The sequence below is a fragment of the Paenibacillus odorifer genome, assembly GCF_000758725.1.
In the GTDB taxonomy this organism is placed as follows: domain Bacteria; phylum Bacillota; class Bacilli; order Paenibacillales; family Paenibacillaceae; genus Paenibacillus_AQ; species Paenibacillus_AQ odorifer.
The window spans coordinates 295,739-321,218 of record NZ_CP009428.1; the positions used below are offsets into that span (position 1 = coordinate 295,739).

Here is a 25,480-nt window from a genome sequence, read left to right on the forward strand (position 1 = left end):
ACGCCTTCGCCAGCTGGCTGCACGGTTAACTCCGTACCATAAAAAGACGCTTCATGCCAGGCGAAAAGCCGCTGCTTAAGCTGCAAGCCCGGCACGAGATCTTCGCGCTCATTCATTCCAAATATTAAAGCATCGCCATACTGGCTTAATGCAAGCCGGATGGTCAGCGTGCGTAAATGCATGTTCATGGTATTAGCTTTCCTTTCCGAAGCTCCTCTTGCAGCGCACGGAGCCTGCTATGCCTAATGGCGAAGGCAGTGAGGAACTCTTCCCAGCGTTCTTCTTGTTTCAGCTTTTTATACAGCTTGGATAATCGTTTCAATAATTTCACAGCCGCTTTGTAGCTATGTCTGTTCTTATCCAGCACAAATCTTTCGGCGGCCTGATGGTAAAAGGGCAGCAGAACCTCAGGCGCATTCTTTTCCACCGGTTGGAGGTCTTTGACACGAAATTCGGAGGGCTGTTTACCGATGGACAGCTGATAATCCATCCAGGTCTGCCATTTCTCATAGGTGATTAGCTTCTCTTCATAGACTTCGCCAGAGATAGGTAACATGGTGGCTAGTGTATCCCACATTTGCGGCTCAGCTTCAGGCAGGTGACGAACAGCTTCTTCCCAACTGGTTGAATAGCTATTGAGATTATAGAGTCTGCTGCTCAGCAGTGGACCGATTTGAGCAAGCCAACCCACCAAACGGGACCAGTCCCCTGCATCCAGCAGCGGAGAGGTGAAGCTTATGAGCTCATCGGGATGGAGACCCGGGCGCTCGGCCGCTTTATTCAATAAGTCCCAAGCCTTCTGGTCATCCATCAGATAGTAATACATACGGCTCTGAGCTAACAGCCACGCATGTTGTGAAAGGGAAGCACCTAATTCACCCTCTGCTTGCTGCAGCTGTTCGATTTCATTCAGGTAAAGCTTAGTTCCACCTATATTCGGATAAATCCAGTTTCTCCACAGCAGATCATAGCTAAGAGAAAAAGAGGGTTGATCCCGTGAGCGATCCCGCGACTCCGTCAACATCTCGCGCCGCAGATAAGATAAAGTATCGATGACATACGGCCATAGATCCTGCTCTTGCTCGGGAGATAGCGGGAGTGTCTTTTTTAATAGACCTGTGATTACTTCCTGTAGCTCTGAGACCGCTACCTGTGTGTAATAACCAAGAGAAGGGGCGTAAGCGGCCTGACCGACGGATTGCGCAGAAGGCTTAGCAAGCTTTTCCAAAAGGAAAAGATGAGCATGCAGAGTGAACAGCTTCTCCGTTTCCGGAAGCATTTTCGGTTTGAATTTATTGATTGCAGACAAGGCCCGACTCACATATTCAGGATTTCGGGTGGTATGGGCTAAAGGGGAGACACAGAATTCAAAATACTCCCGCCACTCCGTGATTTTTCCGCCAGCAATGCGGTTGGCCATCTCTTTCATTTGCTGCTGACGAGTTGCATCGGCTCCAATAGAGGCATTTGTTGCTGTGCTTGATATTTTGGGCAAAAAGGATGCAGCTTTAGCGTTGGCCAGAACCTGTACAGATCTATTCTGTTGTTCGGCATAATTCAGCAGCACAGCAGCCATATGTTTGCAATGACCTGATACTGGACAATTACAATGACAATTGGTGAAGCCGTCGAGATCAATGGTGACGCGGTAATCCTCTCTACCTTCAACTAGAGCGTTAATCTTACGAGGCTCCGTCATGGTAAACGGCTGCACTCGATTTTGTTTATAATATTGGAACCCTCGCTTGAGGGTAAGATCATCGAAATAATAGGCGACATTTTGGATGAGCTTACTCCACTGCGTATCATCCATAGCATAGGTTGGTTGCATACAATTGGTCTCCTGTAACGAAAATGGTCTTTATTTGTCTTTCATTATATCACTTCTGCAGGCTTCATCTTTAAATCGTTAAATTTTGATAGCTCGTAAGGAAACTCCGTTTAAAAGCTGGCGTGGAGATGATTAGAAGCTAATGGCTTGTATTGAACGGAAGGTCTGAACATATAATAATCGTACTGCAAGTTGGGTCATGATTATATAGGTGTCATTTACGAAAGATCAAACAAAGGTCAAAATTGGTCAAATAAATAAAAAGAACTAATTTTCTCGTGTGAAATCAGTTAATTCGCCTGAATTTGAGCGATAATCGGCTTAAATCGGTTTTGTTATTCCTCAGTTAGGGGACTATAATAAGGTCATAGGTCAAATAAAGTCAAAGTCAATGAGAGGAGAATGGATAATGTTTGATATGGTTCCTTTTGGTAAACGTAGAGATGATGCTTTTGGTATGCTGGCTAAGTCTTTGAATGATGTTTTTAATGATGATTTTTTTGCACCGATTAAGAGTTCCACGATGTCCTTCAGAACAGATATTCATGAGAGTGAGCAGGCTTACCTGATTGAAGCTGAACTTCCTGGTTTGAAAAAAGAAGAAATCGACATTGATTATGCCAGTCCTTATTTGACGATAAAAGCGGTACGTAAGGAAGAAAATGCCGAGGAGAACAATGAACATCAGATTTTACGCAGAGAACGCCGATATGGTGAATATGTGCGCAGATTCTATGTTCAAGATATTGCAGAGGAAGAAATTCGCGCGTCTTTGAAAGATGGAGTGCTGAAGCTGGAAGTTCCCAAACGGCAAAAAATGCAAGGTAAACGCATCGAGATTCAAGACGGAGATTCTAATTCTACCGGTTCGCAGTCTGAATAAGCATAAATTAAGCGGAATGGACTTCCGCTCAGCCTTTTAGAGATGGCAGCGAGCTTTTAACATAGTGTTATGAATAGAAGGCGCATTGTAGTGGAGGATTCCGGCTATGGTGCGTCTTTTCTCGGAGTGCAATGGTGGTCGGTATGAGATTAGGGATGGAAAGGAGGAAGCGCGAGTGGCTAGTAAAAGCTATTATGATGCTTTGGGCGTGAGCAAAAAAGCTACTAAACAAGAAATTAAAAAGGCTTATCAGAAGCTTGCCAAGAAGTGGCATCCCGATGTTAACAAAGCCCCTGAGGCTGAGGCGAAATTCAAAGAAGCAGCTGAAGCTTATGAAGTACTTGGTAATGAGGATAAACGGAAACTCTATGATGAAGAGCTGCTTTATGGAGCTCAACGTGGCAGAGCTAGTGGAGGGGCGGCGAGTGGAGCCTCTTCTTGGGATTCAAGATTTGGTGGAAGTGGAAGCTGGAACGGTGGGACTTATTCAACGGGAGGTTCTGGTATTTCGGAGGAAGATTTATTCGGGATGTTTTTTGGAAATCGGGGCTCGGCGGATCGGGCTGGCTTTGATTTTTTCTCGGGAAGTGGAACGGGGCGTGCGAATGGCAATCCGTGGGGCGAGGCCCGCAGTACTATGCAGGCGCAGCTGGATATTACCTTGGAGCAGGCTTATAAGGGCGCCACTGTAAGAGTACAGGTCAGCGACAAAACGGTGGATGTGAACATTCCGCCCAGATCCCATGAGGGTACAATTATTAAAATCGCGGGAAACACTCCGGGTGGCGATGTGCTGCTGGCACTTCATATTCTTCCTCATGATATTTATGAGATTCGCGATGGTGACTTATATGGCATGGTTGAAATTGCTCCTTGGCAAGCGGTATTGGGCGGAGAAGTGAAGGTTCCATTACCGGGTGGCGGCGCCGTCAAATTGAAGATTCCAGCAGGAATTCAGAGCGGTAAAACGCTACGCATCCCCGGCAAGGGCTTAAAACGTGAGAATGGTGCGAACGGCGATATTTTATTTGGTATTGAGATTGTTATCCCTGAACCCACCAGCGAAGCGGAGAAAAATCTGTACCGAAAGCTGGCAGACTCCAGCCCTTTCGAAGCCAGAGCTAAACGTCAAAACACTGGCACCCAGCGGCAAAAGGCGAAAGTGGGTAATTAATAGATAGGTAGAAGAGGTAGAGGTGAGGTGATTTCACCCGTTTGTGATCAACTCTGGTTGGTGAATAAGGTGATTTGAATGCTAGTTGCAGAACAGTAACTTATTTAGCCACTAACTATAAAAGAACTTTTCGCTCAAACGGTGAAAGTCGGCACTATGGTGGGAAAAGAGAGTCAAAAGTGTACTAGAAAGCGCTAGATGAGGCTCGTTGGTCGAAAAGAAAGGCAAAAGTGCCTTAGAAAGTGCCGAATGGGGCTCGATGTGCGAAAAGAGAAGCAAAAGTGCCTTAGAAAGCGCTGAATTAGGCTCGTTGTTCGAAAAGAAAGTCAAAAGTGCCTTTAGAATGTGACGAATGGGGCTCGTTGGGCGAAAAGAGAGGCAAAAGTGCCTTAGAGTACGTCGAATGGGGCTCGATGTGCGAAAAGAACGGTAAAGATCCCGTAGAATGAGAGCAAACCAGCCAGTTACTCGAAAAGAACGGTAAAAATCCCGTAGAATGAGAGCAAAACTGCTAGTTACTCGAAAAGAACGGTAAAAGTCCCGTAGAACGAGCGTAAACCAGCTAGTTACTCGAAAAGAACGGTAAAAATCCCGTAGAATGAGCACAAACCAGCCAGTTACTCGAAAAGAACGGTAAAAGTCCCGTAGAATGAGCGCAAATCGGCTAGTTACTCGAAAAGAACGGTAAAAATCCCGTAGAATGAGAGCAAACCAGCCAGTTACTCGAAAAGAGCGGTATAAATCCCGTAGAATGAGCACAAAACGGTCAGTTACTCGAAAAGAGCGGTAAAAATCCCGCAGAATGAGAGCAAACCAGCTAGTTACTCGAAAAGAGCGGCAAAAATCCCGTAGATTGAGCACAAAACGGCTAGTTACTCGAAAAGAGCGGTAAAAATCCCGTAGATTGAGCACAAAACGGCTAGTTACTCGAAAAGAGCGGTAAAAATCCCGCAGAATGAGAGCAAATCAGCTAGTTACTCGAAAAGAGCGGTAAAAATCCCGCTGATTGAGCGTAAACCAGCCAGTTACTCGAAAAGAGCGGCAAAAATCCCCCAGATTGAGCACAAACCAGCCAGTTACTCGAAAAGAGCGGTAAAAATCTCGCAGAATGAGAGCAAACCAGCTAGTTACTCGAAAAGAACGGTATAAATCCCGTAGAACGAGCGTAAACCAGCTAGTTACTCGAAAAGAGCGGTAAAAATCCCGCTGATTGAGCGTAAACCAGCCAGTTACTCGAAAGGAACGGTAAAAGTCCCGTAGAACGAGCGTAAACCAGCTAGTTACTCGAAAAGAGCGGTAAAAATCCCGCTGATTGAGCGTAAACCAGCCAGTTACTCGAAATAAGCGGGATAAATCCCGCTAAATTAACCTATCCCCGGCCAAAAAGGCCGATTTAATATAATCACTCTTAAATAGAAAGGTGAGAGAGCTATGGATTTCAATAAATTAACTCAAAAGCTGCAGGAAGCAGTGGCTGCGGCGCAGTCGCTGGCATCAGACAGCGGTCATCAGGAGATCGATAATCTCCATCTGTTAAAAGCGTTGCTTCAGCAGCAAGAAGGATTGCTGCCAAGATTGCTGCAAAAGATGAATATCCCTGTGGCTGAGCTGATGCGCAGCACGGATGAATTGCTTCAACGCAAGCCGAGCATCAGCGGGTCAGGAGCAAGCACGGTACGGCGTTACGCCTCGCAATCGCTGATTCATCTGCTGGAGCAGGCGGAGAAGGAAGCGGCGAAGATGCAGGATGAGTTTGTTTCTGTGGAGCATGCTGTGCTGGCCATGGTGTCAGATTCGAGCGGGGAGAATCGTGAGCTAAGGGATCTTTTTGTCCGCCGTGGGCTGACCCGTGAGAAGCTGATGTCGGTGCTTGCTGAGATTCGTGGACATCAGCGGGTAACCAGCCGGGAGCCAGAAGCTACTTATGAGGTGCTGGAGAAATACGGCCGTGATCTTGTAGCTGAGGTTCGCGCGGGCAAGATTGATCCAGTCATTGGTCGTGATGGCGAGATCCGCCGAGTAATCCGGATTTTGTCCCGTAAAACGAAAAATAACCCTGTGCTGATCGGTGAACCAGGTGTAGGGAAAACAGCCATTGTGGAAGGCTTGGCACACCGGATTGTACGCAAAGACGTACCGGAGGGTCTGAAGGATAAGACGATTTTTTCACTGGATATGAGTTCACTTGTGGCAGGCGCGAAGTTTCGTGGTGAATTCGAAGAACGCCTGCAGGCGGTATTGAGAGAGGTTCGCGAAAGCAACGGCCGCATTATTCTTTTTATTGATGAGCTGCATACGATTGTGGGCGCAGGTAAAACCGAAGGCTCGATGGATGCGGGCAATATGCTGAAGCCGATGTTGGCCCGGGGTGAGCTGCATTGTATCGGTGCCACAACGCTCGATGAATATCGCAAATATATAGAGAAGGACCCTGCGCTGGAACGCCGTTTCCAACAGGTGCTCGTGAGCGAACCCGATGTAGAGGATACGATCTCCATTTTGCGTGGTCTGAAGGAGCGGTTTGAAGTCCACCACGGGGTCAAAATCCATGACAGCGCCCTGGTAGCCGCAGGGGTATTGTCCAATCGTTATATTACGGATCGATTTTTACCGGATAAGGCGATTGACCTAGTGGACGAGGCTTGCGCCATGATCCGCACAGAGATAGACTCCATGCCGGGTGAGATGGATGAAGTGACCCGCCGCCTGATGCAGATGGAGATTGAAGAAGCGGCGCTTAAAAAAGAAACTGATGACGCCAGCAAACGCCGACTCGAAATATTGCAGCGCGAGCTCGCTGACCTGAAGGAGAAGCAGCTAGGGATGACGGCGCGCTGGGAGAAAGAGAAGTCGGCCATCCAAGGGATTCGCGACCTCAAAAAACGGCTGGAGCAAGTACGTAAGGATCTGGTCGATGCACAGGAGGAATATGATCTTAATAAGTCAGCCGAACTGAGCTACGGCATTATTCCTGATCTGGAGCGTCAGTTGAAAGCAGCGGAAGAAGCGGCACAGCAGGATCAGGATACAAGATTGCTACGTGAGGCTGTTACTGAAGAGGAAATCGCAGATATTGTCTCCCGCTGGACCGGCGTTCCGGTTAGCCGACTGGTAGAAGGCGAACGGGATAAGCTGCTGCGTCTGGAGGATACGCTGCATGAACGGGTAGTGGGCCAAGACGAAGCCGTCAGCTTGGTGGCCGATGCGGTGCTTCGGGCAAGAGCAGGAATCAAAGATCCGAATCGCCCGATTGGTTCATTCCTGTTCCTTGGCCCGACGGGTGTAGGGAAGACTGAGCTGGCTAAGTCGCTTGCGGTATCTCTTTTTGACCGCGAAGATGGCATGATCCGTATAGATATGTCGGAGTATATGGAAAAGCATAGTGTCTCCCGTCTCGTCGGCGCACCTCCAGGATATGTTGGATATGAGGAAGGCGGGCAGCTCACGGAAGCTGTGCGGCGTCAGCCTTATACTGTAGTGCTGCTCGATGAAGTGGAGAAGGCGCATCCCGATGTGTTTAACATTCTGCTGCAGCTGCTTGATGATGGACGGCTGACTGATTCACAAGGCCGAATGGTTGACTTCAAGAATACAATCATCATTATGACTTCCAATATCGGTTCACCTCATCTGATTCAAGGCACCGATGAAAAAGGTCAGCTCACGGAAGCTGCCAAGGATAGAGTGATGAAGGAACTGAGTGGTCATTTCCGTCCAGAGTTCCTGAACCGGGTGGATGACATTGTAATGTTCAAGCCGCTGACACTGGGTGAGATCGAGAAAATTGTGGACAAACTGGTGGATGGATTGCGTCTACGTCTGGCAGAACGGGAGATCGGGCTGGTATTAACTGAATCGGCGGTGCGTTTTATCGCTAAGGAAGGTTTTGATCCTGTGTATGGGGCAAGACCGTTGAAAAGATTCATCCAGCGCAGCTTGGAGACACGTGTGGCACGTGCGATTATTGCTGGTGAAGCCGCAGAGGGATCAGTTATTCAGGTGGATGAATCCGGCAACGAGCTGACGGTAAGCATTCTGAAGCCAGAAGTCGATGGGCCACAGAGTTCTGAATAAAAAAAGCGTCCACAAAACCGTAACGGCTTTGTGGACGTCCTTTTTATGGTAAGCCTCACTCCACCCAAGGGATTAGATGAGGCTGTTCATCCAAGATGGACATATATTGCTCTTTCCAGCCGTATTTGCCGTCGGGGTCGAGGAGCATATAACGCAGATATTTTTCGAGCCGGAACTCGGCTTTGGACCAACCGAGATGCTTGAGCCGCAGGTTGCTTAGCTGATGAGACAGCTCGAAGATATTTTCCGGGAATCGCCCACAGTGCTGTGGGGATTCATTCCATACATAGTTGAAGTCTTCTTTATAGCGAAGCAAAAAAGGGCGGTAGTTCAGATGAGAGCGCCAGTAGGTATCCTCCCTGTAATGGTTCGCGTTCCATAAATCGTAAAGGCGGAAGCAGAACAGATCGACCCCATCTGCATACAGCAAGGTATCTATATTTTCCGCAAAGCTGGCTTCAAAGATCTCATCCGCGTCCAGACTCAGAATCCACTCGGGATTTGTCTTTAGGACTTCCTCCCACTGCTGTTTTCGCAGCTCAATTTCATTGCTGAACTTGGATTCGGTATTATGCACGAGATGAACGGGAATGCCGTCAAGTGCTTCCAGACAGACAGCTGCTGTATTGTCGGTGCTGCCGTCATCAATAATGACAGCCTCATCGATATATTTGCGGTGTTCCTCCAGAACCTGTTGCAGGAAGCGCCCGCTTTCATTTTTTACAACCATGGTAAGGGTTAGCTTGGGGCGCTTTTTGGTTATAGGAGCAGCTGCAGCCTCATTGGAATTTTCCTCGATGGGTGTGGGTGCCGATTCAGCTTTTACCCCTGTTGTTTCTCTGATGAAATCTTCAACCTTGTTCAAATCACTATCTCTGTACAAATGAAGGGCAGGATAATGGGTGTCAACAAATAGCGGAATGCCAAGGGCCGCGGCACGAATGCAGAAATGGCGATCCTCGCCCCAGTATGAAATGTTCCGGATCTGATTGTAGCTTACCCCGGCTTTTAACGCATGCTGGCTAATCAATGTACAAGCGCCGAGACCCCCCACTTCATAGATTCCAGGATTGCGGAGTTTGGCTATGAATTCATGAAATCTGCGGTTGATCTCCTCGGGTTGCAGTTTTTCGCCGGGAAGTATCTCCCACTGATTGTATTCGTCATGCATCCAGACCTGCGGCTGAAACATGGTATCTGGCTGCCACTGTGTCCAAAATACTTCTGAAATAATATCTTTGTTCGTCCCTATTAAATGTCTTAGCGTATCTGGGTGGAGGATGAGGTCAGAGTCGATCAGGAAGAGGTAGTCATAGTTCAGGGTTTGCGCTCGGTTAATCATGAGGTTTTTGAAGTTGGCGACTTTCCAGACTAAATCAGAATTCCAAAAGTGGGTCGTATCATTGCGAATGTACGCATCGTGAAAGCCGGAGCTTTGAATAAAAATATGCTCACCCTTGCTTTTGAATTCCTGGAGCAACCGGCTGGACGCTTCATCATCATTGTCATCAATCAGATGGAAATCCAGTTCGATTTGCTCGATATTCAGGCGCAGCAGGGAATTCAGAAATTCTCGCAACACATTGGGCTTTTGATGGATCGGGCTGCCGATTAATACGCGTGTCTTATTCATTGCGGCCTCCTTGGGGGACTCTCCCTTTCTTCCGAGAGGTATAGGTATGTTCTCAATATATTTACAGTTAGATAGTAATAATCCTTATTTCGCAAAGTTCTTATAGTAAATGAGAAATGAGAGTTGGATAAATTGAACTTTTTAGATATATTAATTTTTATGGATCTGCTGTACAATTACCGGATAATTAGATAAGAATGCCAGCCAGATGAGCACAGGAATGAGACTATGGATAAATCACCACAAAAAGCTCAGTAGTTAATCGATCTGTTACTGGCCATGAATCCTCGTGCGGATGTGTTCTGGTATGATGCAAAGGTAAATACCGACCTCTGCTGGATGGGGATGTTGAGGAAATATACGTACCGGAAGAGACAGCGAAGACTGAAGCTCATATTGGTGGCTGAACAGAGTTTAGGAGAGTAGTCACGATGAAGCTGGTCCATCAAGGTTTTTATAACGGTCTGACTTTCCAACGTGTGGTTCGTGGATTTATTGTCCAAGGGGGTATTGCGACCCTTGGCATACTGTATTCGGAAGAGTCATTTCAGGTATGGACCATGTGGATACTTTAAAGCGTGGGGATGAGTCATGAAAAAGGTCGGAATTTTCAGTTCCCTCAATATTACATTAATGTGAAATGCTATCCATTGTAATTCCTAGTATCCCGATATACAATATAAAAAACAAACAAAGACAATATAGACACGGGGGAGAAACTTATGCGTAAAGGATTATCTGGAGTTATTACTTTGGTTTTGTTAACATTTTTGATTAGCGCGTGCTCCGGGGGAAATAACGCCGCTTCCACAAATACAAATCAGACGCCTACGGCTACTGAAGGATCGACAGCAAGCACTGAACCAAAAGATGGTGGCAACTTAATTATTGGGGTCGCTGCAGATCCTGTCATTCTAAATCCGAACTATGCTGGTGATCGTGTCAGTCTGACGATTGACCAAGCGCTCTACGCGCCATTGTTCCAAGTGAATAACGGAGAGAAGACCTTCTACTTGGCAGACAGCCTGACACTTTCCGAAGATAACCTGACTTATACATTGAAACTGAAAAGTGGACTAACTTGGCATGACGGAGAAAAGCTTACAGCTGACGATGTCGTGTTCACGATTGATAGCATCCTCGATGAGAAGCAAAACAGCATGTTGAGAGCGAACTTATTCATCGGTGATAAACCCGTTAAGGCGGTTAAGGTGGATGATCTGACTGTAGAGTTCAAGCTTCCGCAGGTCAGCCCAGCTTTTGAAGCTACACTAGTGCAAGTATTTCCGATTCCAAAGCATATTTTTGAGAATGAGACGGATCTAGAGAAAAGCACCAAGAATGCTGCTCCGGTTGGATCTGGCCCATTTAAATTTAAAGAATACAAAGCAGGCGAATATGTTACGCTCGAGAGATTTGATAACTACTTTGGCGGCAAACCACATCTTGATTCTATAACGTACCGGATTGCTAAAGATACGAATGCTGCGAATCTCGCACTTCAGAATGGTGAGATCAACATTAAGTATCTAGATCCACAGGATGTTGGAACGATTGAGGCTTCGAACAATTTCGAAATCCTGCCTTATAGTGAAGGCCGATTGTCCTACCTGTTGTTCAATGCAAACAGTGATAGAGGTGCTCTTGCTAAAAAAGAAGTTCGTCAAGCCTTGTCTCTAGCCCTAAATCGTGATGAAATCATTCAGGCTGCTTATACCTCTAACGAGTATGCAGACCCGGCGAAGTCCTTTTTGACTCCGGATGCATTGTTCTATACTAATGACGTACCTTCTTTTGATAATGATGTAGAAAAAGCCAAAGAGCTTCTGCAATCGGCAGGGGTTAGCGATCTGAAATTGAGATTGATTGTATCGAGCGGTAATAAAGCTCAGGAAGCCATTTCACTATACGTGCAGCAAAAGCTAAAGGCCATTGGCGCTGAAGTTGAACTGCAAAATATGGATGCCTCGGCATATGGTCAGAAATTCAGTGATATGAATTCAACAGATTTTGAACTTGCGATTGCAGGCTATATTATGGGTTACGATCCTGATGCTTACAGAATTTTGTATACATCTACTGCAGACTCTAACTACTCGCATTATAATAATGCTGAAGTCGATAAGTTGTTCAATGATGGTGCAGGAGAAGCAGATGTGACTAAACGTGGTGAGATCTATAAGAAGATCCAAGAGATCATTGCTGACGATGCACCGATTTATCCAATTGCTAATACTAAGACTATTGTAGCTGTCTCCAAGAACTACGGCGGTCTAGAAGAAGCAGTCTTGAAGCCTGTCGTTATTTTTGAAGATTTATCGAAAATCTACCTTAAATAAGAACGGGAAAAAATAAGCTGGTCAATCCAGCTTATTTTTTTACCGATATAGAACTGGGAGAATATACGTATGAGACAACTTATCGTCCGAAGATTACTGCAAACCCTGCCGATGCTGTTTTTTGTCTCGGTTGTGTGCTTTGCGATGATTAAGCTGGCTCCGGGGGATCCGGTACTATCCTTCGTTACGCCGAATATGCACGCGGATGATATTGAGCGCATCCGGCATAACCTTGGGCTGGATAAGCCAGCCTACATTCAATATTTTATATGGATCAAAGAAGTACTGCAGGGCAATTTCGGTTATTCCCTTGTGAATCATCAGCCTGTATTGGAGCAAATTCTAGAACGTTTACCTGCAACAGCAGGTTTGATGGGCAGTGCAATCGGCTTAGCCGTTCTGTTGGCGATCCCGATGGGGCTGCTTGCTGGAGCTAACCGGAACCGCTGGGTGGATAAACTAATTAACTTTTTATCCTATATCGGAATTTCAGTACCTTTATTTTGGCTGGCCATATTACTTATGTACTTATTTGCAATTAAGCTGCACCTGCTGCCTATTATGGGGATGCGAACCATTGGTGTGGAATCAGCGGTTGATGTATTGAAGCATGGTATTCTGCCTTGCGCCGTATTGGCTTTTGGATTTCTGGCCGGTTACGTACGATACATCCGCTCTAGTACGATTGGACAGCTAAAAGAAGAGTATGTGCAGATTCAATATGCTTTTGGATCCAGCAAGACAACGATTCTGTTCCGTCACGTGCTTAAGCATGTACTGTTGCCAGTAATTACATTGCTCGGGATGTCGATGGGTGATCTGGTGGCGGGTGCAATTGTAACGGAGACGGTATTTTCATGGCCGGGTATTGGCTCTTTAGGAATGACTGCGGTTAAAGGGATGGATTATCCCGTAATTATGGGAATAACTTTGTTCTCTTCTTTAATGCTGATTATCGGCAATCTGGTCGCGGATATTCTATATAGCTTCGTGGACCCACGAATTAAATTAACGAGGTGACCTCATGAATCGCAGTAAATGGAAAAGTGTTGGAGATGAGCTATTTACGAATAAATTGGGTGTCGCAGCCCTCATTACTTTAATCGTCTTCACACTAGGCTCTATATTTGCTTTTTTGTCCGGACATGATCCGAATGCAATGGATGTTTTGGCACGTTTGAAAGCGCCCGGAGCGGATCATTGGTTTGGTACGGATGATTACGGCCGGGACTATTTTGCCCGAGCTTTGTATGGTGGCCGGGTATCTTTGCTAGTTGGTTTTGCTTCAATGATCATTGCCACGGGTATAGGTGTGACGGTGGGCGTAATCAGTGGATATTTTGGCGGATGGATTGATAATCTATTGATGCGGATGCTTGATGTAGTGATGTCCATTCCATCTTTCCTTGTGCTGCTGCTGCTCAGCGTATTTCTGAAGCCGAGTGTAGGAAACATCATTTTAATTATTGCTCTATTAATGTGGATGAACATTGCCCGTGTGATTCGTGCGGAGACGATGACGATTAAAGAACGGGAATATGTACTATATGCAAAAGCTTCCGGCCAGAGCAACTTCGGAATTATCTGGCGTCATATTCTTCCGGGGCTAGTACCTGTTGTGATTGTAGGTGCGACGAATAATATCGCTTCCGCGATTATGATGGAGTCGTCCCTAAGCTTCCTTGGGTTCGGGGTACAACCTCCGAATGCCACTTGGGGCAGTATGCTTAACAATGCACAGGGATATATCGCTCAGGCACCTTATTTGGCATTGTTCCCGGGGTTATTGATACTATTAACGGTTCTGAGCTTTAATGTTCTGGGCGATATTTTGCGGGTTGGCTTTGAACCGAAGCTGATCCGAAGATAGGAGTGTGAAGACATCATGACGGAACGGCTATTGTCTGTTGAGAATTTGAAGGTTTCCTTCCAAACTCGAGATGGGGAGAATCAGGCAGTTCGTGGCGTTAGCTTTCATATAGATGCTGGAGAAACGGTAGGGATTGTTGGTGAATCCGGAAGCGGGAAAAGTGTAACTGCGAAGGCGATTATGTCGTTGATTACACCTCCGGGTAAAATTATCGCTGGAAATATTAATTTTCGTGGTGAGAATTTATCTAACCTTTCGGAAAAAGAGTGGAGAAAACTACGCGGCAACCGCATAGCGATGGTGTTTCAGGATCCCATGACTTCTCTTAATCCTGTGAAAAAAATCGGCCAGCAGCTTACGGAGGTCATCCGGCGGCATCGCGGCTTAAATAAGGAAGAAGCGCTCAAAGAAGCAGCAAGTATCCTGCGGCAGGTGGGTATAAATAATCCTGAGCAGCGGCTGCAGCAGTATCCGCATGAATTCAGCGGCGGGATGCGGCAGCGGGTCATGATCGCCATGGCTCTTTCCTGCCAGCCAGAGCTATTGATTGCGGATGAGCCGACAACTGCGCTTGATGTAACGATACAGGCCCAAATTCTTGATCTTTTTAAAGAGCTAAAAAATAATACCAGTACAGCTATAGCACTGATCACCCATGATTTGGGTGTGGTGGCTCAGGTATGTACACGGGTTATCGTAATGTATGGTGGACTAGTGATGGAGGAAGGTACGGTGGAGGATATTTTTTACCGCCCACAGCATCCTTACACGAAAGGTCTGCTTCGCTCGATCCCGAAACGTGACGGCAAATCGCGTGAACGTCTAATTCCAATCGAAGGCACACCTCCGGATTTGTTGAATCCTCCTTCTGGCTGTCCCTTTATGGAGCGTTGCCCTAATGCTTTTGCCCGTTGCAGCGAACGTCCTCCGGTAATCGAATTATCGCCCGGTCACCGTTCGATGTGCTGGTTAGCAGATGGTGTGCAGGAGACTTCAGCCGTAGCTGGCGTTGAAGGGAGCGGTTCGGTTGAGTGACAATAAGATTCTAGTGGACGTAAATAATCTCAAAAAACATTTCTCCAAAGGCAAGGATATGTGGGGACGCGATACATCGGTGCTTAAGGCAGTAGATGGCGTAAGCTTTCAGATTCGTCAGGGAGAGACCTTTGGGCTGGTTGGAGAGTCAGGAAGCGGCAAGTCCACGGTTGGACGCTGCTTGCTGCGCTTATATGATTACACAGACGGTGAAGTGTCTTTTGACGGGCAGCCGCTGAGCAAGCTTGGAGAGAAGCAGTTAAAACCTTTTCGCAGACGCATTCAGTCGATCTTCCAAGATCCCTATTCTTCACTTAATCCAAGCTTAAATGTGCTTGATCTGATCAGTGAGCCTATGAAAATCCACGGCATCCACGAAGGTGAAGAACGCAAAGAAGCTGTTGCGGCATTGCTGGAAAAGGTAGGTTTAAAAAGAGAACATCTCTACCGCTTCCCGCATGAATTCAGCGGTGGACAACGCCAGCGGATTTCGATTGCCAGAGCATTGTCCGTAAGACCTGAGTTTGTCGTGTGTGATGAGCCGATCTCAGCGCTGGACGTGTCTGTCCAGGCCCAGGTAGTGAACATGCTGGAGGATTTGCAGTCCGAATTTGGCTTGACCTATCTCTTTGTCGCACATGATCTGTCGATGGTACGGCATATTTCTGACCGGATCGGCGTGATGTATGGCGGTCGACTAGTAGAGGTAGCCGAAAGTGATGAGCTGTACGATAATCCTATTCATCCTTATACAAAGGCGCTGCTGTCTTCCATCTTGGAGACGGATCCCCGGCGGGCCAATCAGAGAATTATTTTAGACGGATACTCGCAAGAGTACGGCAGAGCTGAGACTTCTACACTACAGGAAGTAAGCCCGGGCCATTATGTTGCTTATGATTTTACGGTATGATTAGACTCTATATATAGATTGGGAGGGATCAGAATGTCAGAGAACTTAAACCGGGTAAAGTTATCCCAGTGGGATGCGTTATTGGTGGAATCACTCCGCTCCTTGGGGTGGTCTGATGAGGATATTCTTCGTAAAGTGGCAGAGGGCGATTTGCCCGTTGACGAGAGCGAATACCAATTTGATTATAAGCAGCTGACCGCGTTGCAGTCAGAGCAGCCGGAGTTGTTCGGGCAAGCGGTGAAGACAGGCTATCAGATCAAATACAATACGATTCGTGGGATTCGCAGCTGGATATGGGTAGCTCTGGGCAAAGAAGCGGCTCTGGAGCTTGAGGAAGGTAAGGAAGCCGCTGAGGTGGCTTTAACCTTGGCTGAGAAGGAACGTTTGGCCTCTGTGTTGTCCTTCGGTTGGCAGATCGAGAGCGATACGAAGGCAGCGGATGGAGATACAGCTGTCTACCGGATTGCGCCCATTGGACGATAAGCTGAATAGCTACAGTAAAAAACGATTGTTGCGGGGAAGGACTCCCTGTGCACAATCGTTTTTTTTGTTATATTTCTCGCTTAAATGCTTATCATTAATATACGCTTACCGCTGGGTAAGCTACCTCATATTGTGCAGCCTCAATCCAGCTTCCTGTCTTAAAATCTCTGCCCCGGATAAGCACTTTATCGCTATACACTTCCACATAGAAGCCTTGGCTGCCCGTCTTATGTTTATCTTCATTAGTCCAAAGATAGGCGACAGAAGCAGCATTAAACATCGTTGCGATCTCTCCATGGCCAGGGAACATAGTGTTGTTTACCTCCAGCTCCCAATGGGTATGTCCAGTGAATAACAAGGTCTGGGGATATCTCGACAGAATTTCTTTTAATTCCTTATCTTGTGTGACACCATACCAATCTTGCGATTCCAGTGATCCGGCTACGGTGTCTTTAAGCGGTTGATGCAGGAAGAGAAAGATAGGCTGCTCTGGTGAAGCTTGCTCTCCAAGCTTATGCTCCAGCCAATCAAGCTGCTCAGAGGAGAGATCACAGAACTTGGGCAATCCTTGCTCCGTCCCTAGCAAAATAAAATGATAACCATTGATCCAGTGATCATGATAGGGTCCGGACATTCCGGTCTGTGACGTATACATTCCTAAACGTGATTCCCAATTTCCGAGCCCCACATCATGATTGCCTAAGGTAAAGGTAATCTCGGGCAGGTCGTTTTTATATTGTTTGAGGATACGAAGCATTTCTTCGTATTCAGCAGGGAAGCCGTGGTCTGTGACATCACCGATATGCATAATCCCGCTGCTGCCTTCCCCATGCGCTGCTATATCACGGAGTGCCAGCTCGAAGTTAAGATTGTACTCATGATTGCGGTCAGCAGTGACATGGGTATCCGTAATGATCTGAAAGGTGATAACTGGTTTATCTTCAGGTGATGTGTTCGTACTCATGTTTGGGCATCCTCCTTCATCTATGAACCTATCCAATACTGTTGCTGTTCGCTAATGCGTCTTGCCGCTAATGTTCAGTCCTATGATCCCGACAATGATGACGGCTATCCATAGTAGTGAGGATAGGGTTAGCTTTTCTTCAAAAAACAGGGTTCCTATGAAGGAAATCAGAATGATTCCCGCTCCTGACCATATCGCATAAGCTACGCCTACCTTAATCGAGGTGAGAGCATAATTCAGGGAGGTGAAGCTGGCTCCATAGAACAGGAACATAAGCACGGAAGGCCAGAGCTGGGTGAACCCCTGAGATATTTTCATTGAGATGGTCCCTGAGAGTTCGAACACAATAGCCAGCGTCAGAAACATCCATGCCCACATTCCTTCTATTCTCACAGGGAAGTAACCTCAATTCTGAGCTCAGCATAAGATTGTACAATGAGATCTGCATCCGGGAGAATATGTGTTGAAGCACTAGTACCTTCGCTTTCTGCTAGGCCGATAGCTACCTGTACACCCGCTGCTTTAGCCATTCGCATATCCCCGTTAGTATCGCCGATAACCGCTGTGTACGCGGGTTCCACGGCTAACCTTTTGCAGGCCAGCTGCACCATGTCGGGGAAAGGTTTACCCTGATCCACAAGATCTGTTCCAATTACTTCGGAGAAATAATGCCGTATGCCCAGCCATTGGAGATGTTTGTCTGCGGCCTCTGTTTCATCTGCGGTCACCACGGCGAGAGGGATGCCTGCACTCACGCACTCATCAAGAAAACGATGAAGTCCCGGAAGGGAGTGAACAGGGCGTTTCTCTTCTAACATAACATCCGCTTCGAGACGGCATTGATGGACAAGCTCCATGGACTCCGCCCAAGATAAACCTTGCAGATAACCCTGCCATGACAGAATGGCATAAAGATCACTCATAGTCCCCATAGCCAGCGGTCCGTTGCGATCATAATCGGTAATGCTCCCCTGGGCATTGTGTATAGTTCCCATTAATGCAGGGAGCTGCTCTTCTGCAATCTGTAGTCCTTTTTCCTTCATATACTTCGTGAATCTCTCTAAAAAACATTCGCCCCAGCTGCCCCAGAGGGATACGAACTGGAGCAGCGTACCATCCTTATCGAATAGAATAGCTGCTACAGTGTATCTGCCTTGCGGAGTGATGAGCTCAGACATGAAGTCCACCGCCCTTTATTTTAATTTATCAAGCGCTGCTTGTGCCGTTTCTTGTGCTTCCTTAAGTGCTTGTGCTGCTGGGATATTCTCAATTTGCACCTTATCTGCGGCGATTGTCAACGCATCGTTAATTTTGCCGCCAGTTGGGTCTTGGAAAGGTGCAGAACCATGAGAAGCTTGCATCAATGGGACCTTAATCTGTGGATTGCTTTCGCTGAATGACACAAATGCCGGGTCTTGCAATGCGGATTGGCGCACCGAAATATATCCCGTATTAATGGACCAGGACGCAGTATTCTCAGCATTTGTGAAGTAGGTTAGCCATTTCATAGCTGCTTCCTTTTCACTGTCGTTAGCTTTGGATAGAATGCCGGCCATAAGTGCTTGGGCTACGGGTTTGCCCTCACCGATCCCTGCCCAGCCTGGCTGCTCCATAGCCGAAACAATGCTGAAGTCCAAGTCTCCCTGATCGCCGCTGGAGCCGGTGTAGCCTGCGGATTGACCCTTTATTACATCGTCAATCGTCTTGTACCAATACTCCCAGCCTTGACCGCCGGAATGAATTCGCATGATCTTATCCTCGTGAATCCACTTGCGGAACAAATCCCAGGTTTCAATCCACTCTTTAGAGTCGACCATAACTTGTTTTCCATCCTCACTAAGGATAGTGCCTCCTTTGCTGAGTACAGCATCAATCATGTTCCCTGAACCCCACATAGGCTCCCAACCATAAAGGGTGGTTTTGCCGCCGTCCTTCACTGTCATTTTCGCAGCTGCGGCAGCTAGATCTTCCCAAGTCTTTAGTGTGCTCGCATCAATCCCATTCTTCTCAAAAACATCTTTGCGATAGTACATGACCTGCGTTGTTCCATACATCGGCAGGAAGTATTGCTTACCATCAACCTGGCCCTGATTTAGAAAGGTTTGGACAAAATCCTCTTTATTAAAATCTGGCTGCAGTGCCATAAACTCGTCTATCGGAGCGAAATATCCTTTACGGGCCCAATCTACATTGGAGGAGAGAGCAGCCGCAGGCACTTTTCCTGTAGCGATAGCTGCTTGCAGCTTCTGTTCGGTTTCAGTGTAGTCTGCCTGCGCGATACCTTTGACGATGACCTCTTGCTGAGAGGTATTAAATTTCTGAATCAGTGCCTCCATATTCTCACCAAGCTTGCCGCCGAGACCATACCAGAATTCAATCGTTACCGGCGCATTTTGTGTGGGTGCAGCCTCTGTGGAGGGGGAGGAAGAAGCTCCATTTGCCGCTGTAACATTGCCTGTATTCGCATTTCCTCCGCAAGCTGTTAACATTGTAAATCCGGCAACCAAAGACAGGGTGGACAGTCTCTTCAATACGTTCATCATCATTCTCCTCTTATTAAAATAGAATTGTTAGCTTATCCTTTGCTGGAACCAGCGGTCATGTTGACACTTTGCATGATCGTTTTCTGAGCTAGTAGAAATACTAGCAGCAACGGGGCGATGGTGAATGCGCTAGCGGCCATGATCAGCGGCCATTTTAATCCGTAAGCACCTCCTTGAGTAAAGAAACTACGCAGACCCGCCGAGACTAGCTGGAGATTAGGGTCTTTGGTGATCAGCATCGGCCAGAAATAGTTATTGTACTGATCAATGAAGGTGATCAGGGCTAGCACAGCAAAGGAAGAACGTGTAATGGGGACAAGAATGGTCCACAGAATCCGCATGTGTGAGGAACCGTCGACTTCTCCAGCCTCCACCAGCTCATGGGGAACCTGAAGGAAGGCCTGGCGAATTAGAAAAATGGAGAAGACACTTACACAGTTGGATAGAATTAATCCGGCATATGAATCCAGTAGATGGAGCTGGGACAATACCAAATATCCGGGAAGATAAACAGCGGTGGCTGGAACCATGTAGCCGAAAAGAATAACGCCTGAGAACAGCCCTCTGAAGCGGAATTTCATATGCGTAAGCGCATAGGCCATCATCCCGGAATTTATTACCTGCAAAATAACAATCGACACAGCGACAAATATGCTATTGCCCATATATCTGAAGAAAGGGGCTTCGTGCCAGGCGGCTGAAAAATTACTCCACAGCGGATCCTTAGGCCAGATTGTGGGCGGAGACTGCCAGATTTCATCATTGGTTTTTAAGGCGCTGGTGACCATCCAATAGAAGGGGAAGGCCATGATCAGTGCAATAGCTGTAAAAAATAGATGGCGGGTCAGCTTGCCCACGCGTACGATCGTTGCATTCATCAGTCGTTCTCCTTTACAGCAGTTGTTATTGATAATGGGTTGTCCGTTTACTAACCTCTAGCGAGACTACGGATAGCAGCATACATATAAATACCAGAACCATTGCGACACTAGAGGCTTCTCCAATCTGGAAGGCTTCAAAAGCAGACTGATAATACATATAGAGCAAGGTGCGTGTTGATCCTGAGGGTCCACCTTGTGTAAGTACGTTAATCTGGTCGTAAGCCTGTAACGCCCCGATGATCTGTACGATGAACAGAAACAGTGTCGTTGGTGAGATAAGCGGTAAGGTAATGCGGATGAACTTTTGAACAGCATTTGCTCCATCCAGTTGAGCAGCTTCCAGCAGATCCGTAGGGACATTGCGTAGTGCTACCAAGTAAAAAATCATCGCCCAGCCTACCGATTTCCATATCGTCACGAGCAGAACGCCGAGCAGCGCCCATTTAGGATCTTGAAGCCAGCCGATTTTTTCTAGACCTAATAGATCAAGTACAGTATTGGCAAGGCCGATTTCGGGTTCATAGATCCAGGACCACACAATGGATACAGCCACGGTCGGCGTGACCCAAGGGGAGAACAGCAATACCTGATAGAGGGTGGAGCCTTTCAGCTTCCCGTTCATCAGGAGTGCTAGTCCAAGTCCGATCAGAATAACTGGCAGCACACTTCCGGCACAGAATAACAGAGTCACTCTAAGTGCTTTATAGAAGGCAGGATTGCTGAACAGATCCAGATAGTTGGTTAGTCCGACAAAGGTTTTCTCGGGGCTCATGAAGTCCCATTCGGTAAAGCTGAGATAAAATACATAAAGTAATGGCGCTAGCCAAAATACAACGAATGGAATCATTGCCGGCAAGGTGAAGAGCACCGGTTTCAACTCCCCTATAAATCTCGAACGTTTCATTATTCTGTCGATACCCCATTCCATCTTCTGTTTTTTGCGGTATAATTCTGAGGAAAGCTCTTCCGTTCAAAAAAAATTGTACACTCATCGAGCAGCTGCGTGGTCAAGTGGACGTAAAGATCGATGCGAGATTATGTAAAAATTTAAGAGATTAGCGCAGGTAGTTGCTATTTTGTGTAAAATAGAAGGGTAGATTATAAGTGGAATGAAGGTGCAGCTATGAAACAGGTAGCCTTTGGTGAAGAGAATAAAGACTTATCTCCACGCGAGCAGCTGCTGCGTCCAATGATCGATGCGATTGCTCAGACGATGGACCTATATGGTGCGAATTATTCATTCGGGCAGCTGTATGGAATTATGTTCTTTGAAGACCGTCCGATGACGCTTGAAGAGATGAAGAATGTGATGAATATGAGCAAGAGTAATATGAGCTATGGGGTCCGTTCTTTGATGGCTTCCAAGATGGTCACTAAGCTGGAGGAGAAGCGGGACCGAAAGGATCTGTATGCAGTGGAGACAGATTTCTTTCAGACCTTTAAGAACTTTTTTGGGATGAAGCTGCAGCGGGAGATTGATGTCATGAAGCAAGCCTTGGACGTTGTCATTCCTGAGCTGGAGGGACTGGTTCAAGCCGTAGATACATCTGAGGAGGAGCGGCAATTCTGCCTGAAGGATCTGGAGAAGCTGGAGCATGCCGTCCAATATTATCATTGGCTGCAGCAGTTCGTGGACGAGCTTGGTGAAGAGAATTACTTCGCAGATAAGAGAAGGTCCTAGACCGTCTACAATCACATATAGATGTACATAATTGTATATAGATCTCCATTTTTGCGGGGTGTTCCTTAAGCCGGTTCAGGCTTGAGGTTCGCCCTCTTTTTTATGATAAAGAAACAAAAATAAGAAGAAAATGTAACCAATAGCAGGTGGAACTTCCATAAAATATATAGTTACATAGGGACAAGAAATGTTGTTAAGGAGATTCTGAGATTGAAAACGAAAAAAAATATGCTGCTTGTTATCATAGTTCTACTGTTAAGCCTTGCTGCTATTTTGAATACACAACGTGAACCTTCAACAATTACTATTAACGTAAATGGTCAAATGATAAAGACGATAGCTGCCAACCCAGCCTCGTCTGATGATCTTATGATCCCGAAGGCAGTAGCTGAACAGGCACTAAATACACAAATCGGCTGGCAGAAATCCGGACCGCTTCCGAAAGGCATTTACTACAGAGATCAGGTGGCTGTGCTGATGTATCATCATCTTTCCGAGAAGCCCATGCCACAGTTTCCTTGGGTGTTATCGGTTGATCGGTTTGACGATCAAATGAATCTGCTGAAGCAGGAAGGTTTTCATGTGATCACCATGGCGGAATACCGCGAATTTATGCTGAATAACGGCGCAGTTCCGGACAATGCAGTGCTGCTGACCTTTGATGATGGATATGAAAGTTTTTATGAATTGGCGTTCCCCGTTTTGCAAAAATACGGATATACAGCCGTCAATTTTGTTATCGTATCTACAATTGATCACCCAGATCCGAATAGCGTGCCGAAGCTCACTTGGGAGCAAATGCGGGAAATGAAGCATGCTGGGATGGGATTTTATAGTCATACCTATGATTTGCATCATTATGGGATTGTGGATGCCGAGGGCGGGCAGCGGCCAGCTGCAAGTGCCCTGTTATATGTTGATGATGAGAACAGGAATGAGATGAATGTTGAATACTACAGCAGAGTTACACGTGATCTGGCCAAGGCGGAGCAAAGGCTGAAGGAAGAATTGGGCAATACGGATTCGGCAATTGCTTTTCCTTACGGCTCCTACAATGACAGATTGCTGGCTGTTTGTGATTCGCTGGGGATTTCACTGACCTTCAAAATTGAGGATGGGATTAACACCAGAGCGGATCGGAATGCCGCACGAATTAACGGGGGAAGTGAGACACTTACCGCTGCATTAACACTTGACCAGATGAAGCATATCGATTTGCCAATGGAATTGACCTTGAACAACCAAAAGGTGAATATGGTAAGGAATTCTCCTGAAATGAGGAAGGGAACCTTGATGGTTCCGTTTCATCAATTATGCAAAGATCTGCATATAAATATGAAATATGATCCGAAACGCCGAATCGTTGAATTGACTCATATGGATGCAGGAGCATGAAAAGTGTCACTTTTATCGATGATGAGATTACAAAAAGTGAGTAATTTCGTCATTTTAGGCGAATCACTAGTTGCTATAAGTGAATTCCTTACTGTAGACTATAAACAGAGTACTAATTGGTAGGCGAATGGAGAGAACTGATGGAATTGTTTAAGCGTTATTACGCAAATTTAACGGTCCGGCGTTTTTTGATTTTAGGATTGGTTGCTCTACTGCTATTCAGTATTAGAGATATGCTTAATTTGGTACTGTTGACGTTTTTGATTGCGTATGTAATGAATAGCTTTCAAGTGCTGCTCACGAAGCGCATTAACAAATATGTAGCAGTTAACAGCAAAGTGATTATTGTTATTCTATACCTTGCCTTAATCGCTGTAATTGTCATAACCCTCGTTAATTATCTGCCTAAGGTTTTCATACAGATTAAACAGTTAACGAATTTTTTGACCAATTTGACCCCTGAGAACATCCCGCAGAATGATATTGTGCAGTATATATTCGCCCAGCTTAAGGATTTGAACTATCAGTCGTACATGAAAGACGGTATTGAATATGTCTTGAAAATAAGCAATTGGGGCACCAGCTTTGTTTTATCAACCATTTTGAGCTTTGTATTTATACTTGAGAAAAACAGGATCGTTAGCTTCACTTCCCGCCTTAAAGAGAGCAAAATCTCTTGGTTCTATGTAGAGCTTGAGTATTTTGGCAGAAAATTTATCTCCTCTTTCGGAAAAGTGATCGAAGCACAAATTCTGATCGCGTTGTTTAATACATGCTTTACGGTGATCGGACTCTGGATTTTAGGTTTTCCTTACCTTTTCGCATTATCCATTATGATCTTCTTGCTTAGTTTAATTCCGGTTGTAGGTTTTGTTATCTCGCTAATCCCACTTTGTATTATTGGTTACAATATTGGTGGCCTAGTCATGACGATATACGTACTGGCAATGATTGCCGTACTGCATTTTGTAGAAGGCTACTTCCTAAATCCTAAACTGATGTCATCCAAAATGAATTTGCCTATGTTCTATACGTTTATCGTGTTGTTATTCTCTGAGCATTATCTCGGGGTATGGGGTCTGATTCTGGGGATTCCGATCTTTGTATTCTTCCTTGATATTCTGGAAATTAACAGAGAGAACAAGATAGGAACTTAGGGATTCTGTTATAAAATAAGTATTAAACATACAAAACCCGGCTAAATGGAAGGTCCATCTAGCCGGGTTTTTTGTGTATGTTACAGCGTCGCTGTATGTATTCCCTTAACCGAAGGAAGTATGGACACTATCTGAAACGATGTCCCTCAGCTCCGCTTTATATGCCGCATACTGCTCGGTTGTTATGCTTCCAGCGGCTAACCGTGAATCCAGTTGATCCGTTAGCTGGGCAACTTGTAGATCGATTACAGCTTCAATATCTTGGCCTTGTTCTGATGCAATATCTTGAAGTGACTTACCGTCATATATGGCCTCGTATAGATCCTCGTCCGTTGGCTGGTTAAGTACCTCCAATAATTCGTCTTGATCCGCGACCTCTGCGGTGGACCATTTTACAGGCGAACTTGCATTAGCGGTAAGACTAGTCCAAGCATTTCCGAAAGACATCACTACAACTACCGTTCCGACTATGATCACTCTTTTTATATCCATTAGAGTCCTCTTTTCTTGTTCTGCAATAACTTATCTTGCTTAAGCATCCGTCTAAAGTATCGTTTAAAATGGGTTCTAACTAGTTATATTGTAACCCGTGAAGCTGAACTGAAGCTTAAGCAATATTAAAAATAA

Annotated in this window: 21 protein-coding genes and 1 pseudogene; 13 read left to right on the plus strand and 9 right to left on the minus strand. The window is 46.1% G+C overall.

What is annotated here, in order from left to right:
- Positions 1-184: 184 nt before the first annotated feature.
- Positions 185-1,831, minus strand: coding sequence for an SWIM zinc finger family protein (locus PODO_RS01340; protein ID WP_038568237.1), 1,647 nt, complete (start codon positions 1,829-1,831; stop codon positions 185-187).
- A gap of 409 nt (positions 1,832-2,240) precedes the next feature.
- On the opposite strand from PODO_RS01340, the gene PODO_RS01345 reads away from it, so the two are divergent.
- The 3 genes from PODO_RS01345 to clpB all read left to right on the plus strand — a co-directional run bounded on the left by PODO_RS01345 (position 2,241) and on the right by clpB (position 7,962).
- Positions 2,241-2,714, plus strand: a complete 474-nt coding sequence (locus PODO_RS01345; protein ID WP_038568238.1) for an Hsp20/alpha crystallin family protein — start codon at positions 2,241-2,243, stop codon at positions 2,712-2,714.
- Between the two features lie 175 nt (positions 2,715-2,889).
- Entirely contained in the window at positions 2,890-3,888 is a 999-nt protein-coding gene (locus tag PODO_RS01350; RefSeq protein WP_169744732.1) for a DnaJ C-terminal domain-containing protein, read from the plus strand.
- A 1,431-nt stretch (positions 3,889-5,319) separates the two neighbouring features.
- A complete protein-coding gene (gene clpB / locus PODO_RS01355) occupies positions 5,320-7,962 on the plus strand; it encodes an ATP-dependent chaperone ClpB (RefSeq protein WP_038568242.1) in 2,643 nt (880 codons plus the stop codon).
- A gap of 55 nt (positions 7,963-8,017) precedes the next feature.
- Here clpB and PODO_RS01360 read toward each other — a convergent pair whose 3' ends face one another.
- A complete protein-coding gene (locus tag PODO_RS01360) occupies positions 8,018-9,595 on the minus strand; it encodes a glycosyltransferase family 2 protein (protein ID WP_038568244.1) in 1,578 nt (525 codons plus the stop codon).
- A 434-nt stretch (positions 9,596-10,029) separates the two neighbouring features.
- Between PODO_RS01360 and PODO_RS30320 the strand changes: the two are divergent.
- The 7 genes and pseudogenes from PODO_RS30320 to PODO_RS01390 form a co-directional block, all read left to right on the plus strand.
- Positions 10,030-10,190, plus strand: a pseudogene (locus tag PODO_RS30320) (peptidylprolyl isomerase); the annotation flags it as partial.
- A 127-nt stretch (positions 10,191-10,317) separates the two neighbouring features.
- On the plus strand, positions 10,318-11,934 hold the full coding sequence (locus PODO_RS01365) for an ABC transporter substrate-binding protein (RefSeq protein WP_036687290.1): 1,617 nt from the start codon (positions 10,318-10,320) through the stop codon (positions 11,932-11,934).
- Positions 11,935-12,003: 69 nt separating this feature from the next.
- Positions 12,004-12,954: an ABC transporter permease gene (locus tag PODO_RS01370; protein ID WP_036687292.1), complete on the plus strand. Its 951-nt coding sequence runs from the start codon at positions 12,004-12,006 to the stop codon at positions 12,952-12,954.
- A 4-nt stretch (positions 12,955-12,958) separates the two neighbouring features.
- Positions 12,959-13,804 carry an ABC transporter permease gene (locus PODO_RS01375; RefSeq protein WP_036687295.1) on the plus strand — a complete coding sequence of 282 codons (846 nt, stop codon included), beginning with the start codon at positions 12,959-12,961 and terminating at the stop codon, positions 13,802-13,804.
- A gap of 15 nt (positions 13,805-13,819) precedes the next feature.
- On the plus strand, positions 13,820-14,839 hold the full coding sequence (locus PODO_RS01380) for an ABC transporter ATP-binding protein (RefSeq protein ID WP_038568246.1): 1,020 nt from the start codon (positions 13,820-13,822) through the stop codon (positions 14,837-14,839).
- Positions 14,832-15,749 (plus strand): ABC transporter ATP-binding protein, encoded by a 918-nt coding sequence (locus PODO_RS01385; protein WP_280513446.1) that lies wholly within the window; start codon positions 14,832-14,834, stop codon positions 15,747-15,749. The genes PODO_RS01380 and PODO_RS01385 overlap by 8 nt, the downstream gene beginning before the upstream one ends.
- Before the next feature lie 33 nt (positions 15,750-15,782).
- Positions 15,783-16,232: a hypothetical protein gene (locus PODO_RS01390; RefSeq protein ID WP_036687301.1), complete on the plus strand. Its 450-nt coding sequence runs from the start codon at positions 15,783-15,785 to the stop codon at positions 16,230-16,232.
- A gap of 94 nt (positions 16,233-16,326) precedes the next feature.
- On the opposite strand, the gene PODO_RS01395 is transcribed toward PODO_RS01390, so the two are convergent.
- The 6 genes from PODO_RS01395 to PODO_RS01420 are packed head-to-tail and all read right to left on the minus strand — an operon-like array spanning position 16,327 to position 21,524.
- Positions 16,327-17,196: a metallophosphoesterase family protein gene (locus tag PODO_RS01395; RefSeq protein WP_038568251.1), complete on the minus strand. Its 870-nt coding sequence runs from the start codon at positions 17,194-17,196 to the stop codon at positions 16,327-16,329.
- A 51-nt stretch (positions 17,197-17,247) separates the two neighbouring features.
- Positions 17,248-17,574 carry a DMT family transporter gene (locus PODO_RS01400; RefSeq protein WP_038574002.1) on the minus strand — a complete coding sequence of 109 codons (327 nt, stop codon included), beginning with the start codon at positions 17,572-17,574 and terminating at the stop codon, positions 17,248-17,250.
- Positions 17,575-17,585: 11 nt separating this feature from the next.
- Entirely contained in the window at positions 17,586-18,374 is a 789-nt protein-coding gene (locus PODO_RS01405; protein WP_038568255.1) for an HAD family hydrolase, read from the minus strand.
- A 15-nt stretch (positions 18,375-18,389) separates the two neighbouring features.
- A complete protein-coding gene (locus tag PODO_RS01410) occupies positions 18,390-19,736 on the minus strand; it encodes an ABC transporter substrate-binding protein (protein WP_080742377.1) in 1,347 nt (448 codons plus the stop codon).
- Between the two features lie 35 nt (positions 19,737-19,771).
- On the minus strand, positions 19,772-20,617 hold the full coding sequence (locus tag PODO_RS01415) for a carbohydrate ABC transporter permease (RefSeq protein WP_051491496.1): 846 nt from the start codon (positions 20,615-20,617) through the stop codon (positions 19,772-19,774).
- Between the two features lie 25 nt (positions 20,618-20,642).
- Positions 20,643-21,524 carry a carbohydrate ABC transporter permease gene (locus PODO_RS01420; protein ID WP_036687311.1) on the minus strand — a complete coding sequence of 294 codons (882 nt, stop codon included), beginning with the start codon at positions 21,522-21,524 and terminating at the stop codon, positions 20,643-20,645.
- Positions 21,525-21,743: 219 nt separating this feature from the next.
- On the opposite strand from PODO_RS01420, the gene PODO_RS01425 reads away from it, so the two are divergent.
- From PODO_RS01425 to PODO_RS01435, 3 genes are all read left to right on the plus strand, one after another.
- On the plus strand, positions 21,744-22,301 hold the full coding sequence (locus tag PODO_RS01425; protein ID WP_036687313.1) for a GbsR/MarR family transcriptional regulator: 558 nt from the start codon (positions 21,744-21,746) through the stop codon (positions 22,299-22,301).
- A 210-nt stretch (positions 22,302-22,511) separates the two neighbouring features.
- Positions 22,512-23,696 carry a polysaccharide deacetylase family protein gene (locus PODO_RS29790; RefSeq protein ID WP_052096715.1) on the plus strand — a complete coding sequence of 395 codons (1,185 nt, stop codon included), beginning with the start codon at positions 22,512-22,514 and terminating at the stop codon, positions 23,694-23,696.
- Between the two features lie 140 nt (positions 23,697-23,836).
- Positions 23,837-24,853, plus strand: a complete 1,017-nt coding sequence (locus PODO_RS01435; RefSeq protein ID WP_036687315.1) for an AI-2E family transporter — start codon at positions 23,837-23,839, stop codon at positions 24,851-24,853.
- A 105-nt stretch (positions 24,854-24,958) separates the two neighbouring features.
- Here PODO_RS01435 and PODO_RS01440 read toward each other — a convergent pair whose 3' ends face one another.
- Entirely contained in the window at positions 24,959-25,345 is a 387-nt protein-coding gene (locus PODO_RS01440; protein WP_038568262.1) for a hypothetical protein, read from the minus strand.
- Positions 25,346-25,480 lie beyond the last annotated feature (135 nt).

Coding starts and splice junctions, on each gene's coding strand:
- PODO_RS01365 (WP_036687290.1), top strand. CDS start 10,318: ATGCGTAAAGGATTATCTGGAGTTATTACTTTGGTTTTGTTAACATTT.
- PODO_RS01380 (WP_038568246.1), top strand. CDS start 13,820: ATGACGGAACGGCTATTGTCTGTTGAGAATTTGAAGGTTTCCTTCCAA.
- PODO_RS01415 (WP_051491496.1), bottom strand. CDS start 20,617: ATGAATGCAACGATCGTACGCGTGGGCAAGCTGACCCGCCATCTATTT.
- clpB (WP_038568242.1), top strand. CDS start 5,320: ATGGATTTCAATAAATTAACTCAAAAGCTGCAGGAAGCAGTGGCTGCG.
- PODO_RS01370 (WP_036687292.1), top strand. CDS start 12,004: ATGAGACAACTTATCGTCCGAAGATTACTGCAAACCCTGCCGATGCTG.
- PODO_RS01420 (WP_036687311.1), bottom strand. CDS start 21,524: ATGAAACGTTCGAGATTTATAGGGGAGTTGAAACCGGTGCTCTTCACC.
- PODO_RS01375 (WP_036687295.1), top strand. CDS start 12,959: ATGAATCGCAGTAAATGGAAAAGTGTTGGAGATGAGCTATTTACGAAT.
- PODO_RS01360 (WP_038568244.1), bottom strand. CDS start 9,595: ATGAATAAGACACGCGTATTAATCGGCAGCCCGATCCATCAAAAGCCC.
- PODO_RS01405 (WP_038568255.1), bottom strand. CDS start 18,374: ATGTCTGAGCTCATCACTCCGCAAGGCAGATACACTGTAGCAGCTATT.
- PODO_RS01390 (WP_036687301.1), top strand. CDS start 15,783: ATGTCAGAGAACTTAAACCGGGTAAAGTTATCCCAGTGGGATGCGTTA.
- PODO_RS01435 (WP_036687315.1), top strand. CDS start 23,837: ATGGAATTGTTTAAGCGTTATTACGCAAATTTAACGGTCCGGCGTTTT.
- PODO_RS01425 (WP_036687313.1), top strand. CDS start 21,744: ATGAAACAGGTAGCCTTTGGTGAAGAGAATAAAGACTTATCTCCACGC.
- PODO_RS01410 (WP_080742377.1), bottom strand. CDS start 19,736: ATGAACGTATTGAAGAGACTGTCCACCCTGTCTTTGGTTGCCGGATTT.
- PODO_RS01340 (WP_038568237.1), bottom strand. CDS start 1,831: ATGCAACCAACCTATGCTATGGATGATACGCAGTGGAGTAAGCTCATC.
- PODO_RS01345 (WP_038568238.1), top strand. CDS start 2,241: ATGTTTGATATGGTTCCTTTTGGTAAACGTAGAGATGATGCTTTTGGT.
- PODO_RS01395 (WP_038568251.1), bottom strand. CDS start 17,196: ATGAGTACGAACACATCACCTGAAGATAAACCAGTTATCACCTTTCAG.
- PODO_RS01440 (WP_038568262.1), bottom strand. CDS start 25,345: ATGGATATAAAAAGAGTGATCATAGTCGGAACGGTAGTTGTAGTGATG.
- PODO_RS01400 (WP_038574002.1), bottom strand. CDS start 17,574: ATGTGGGCATGGATGTTTCTGACGCTGGCTATTGTGTTCGAACTCTCA.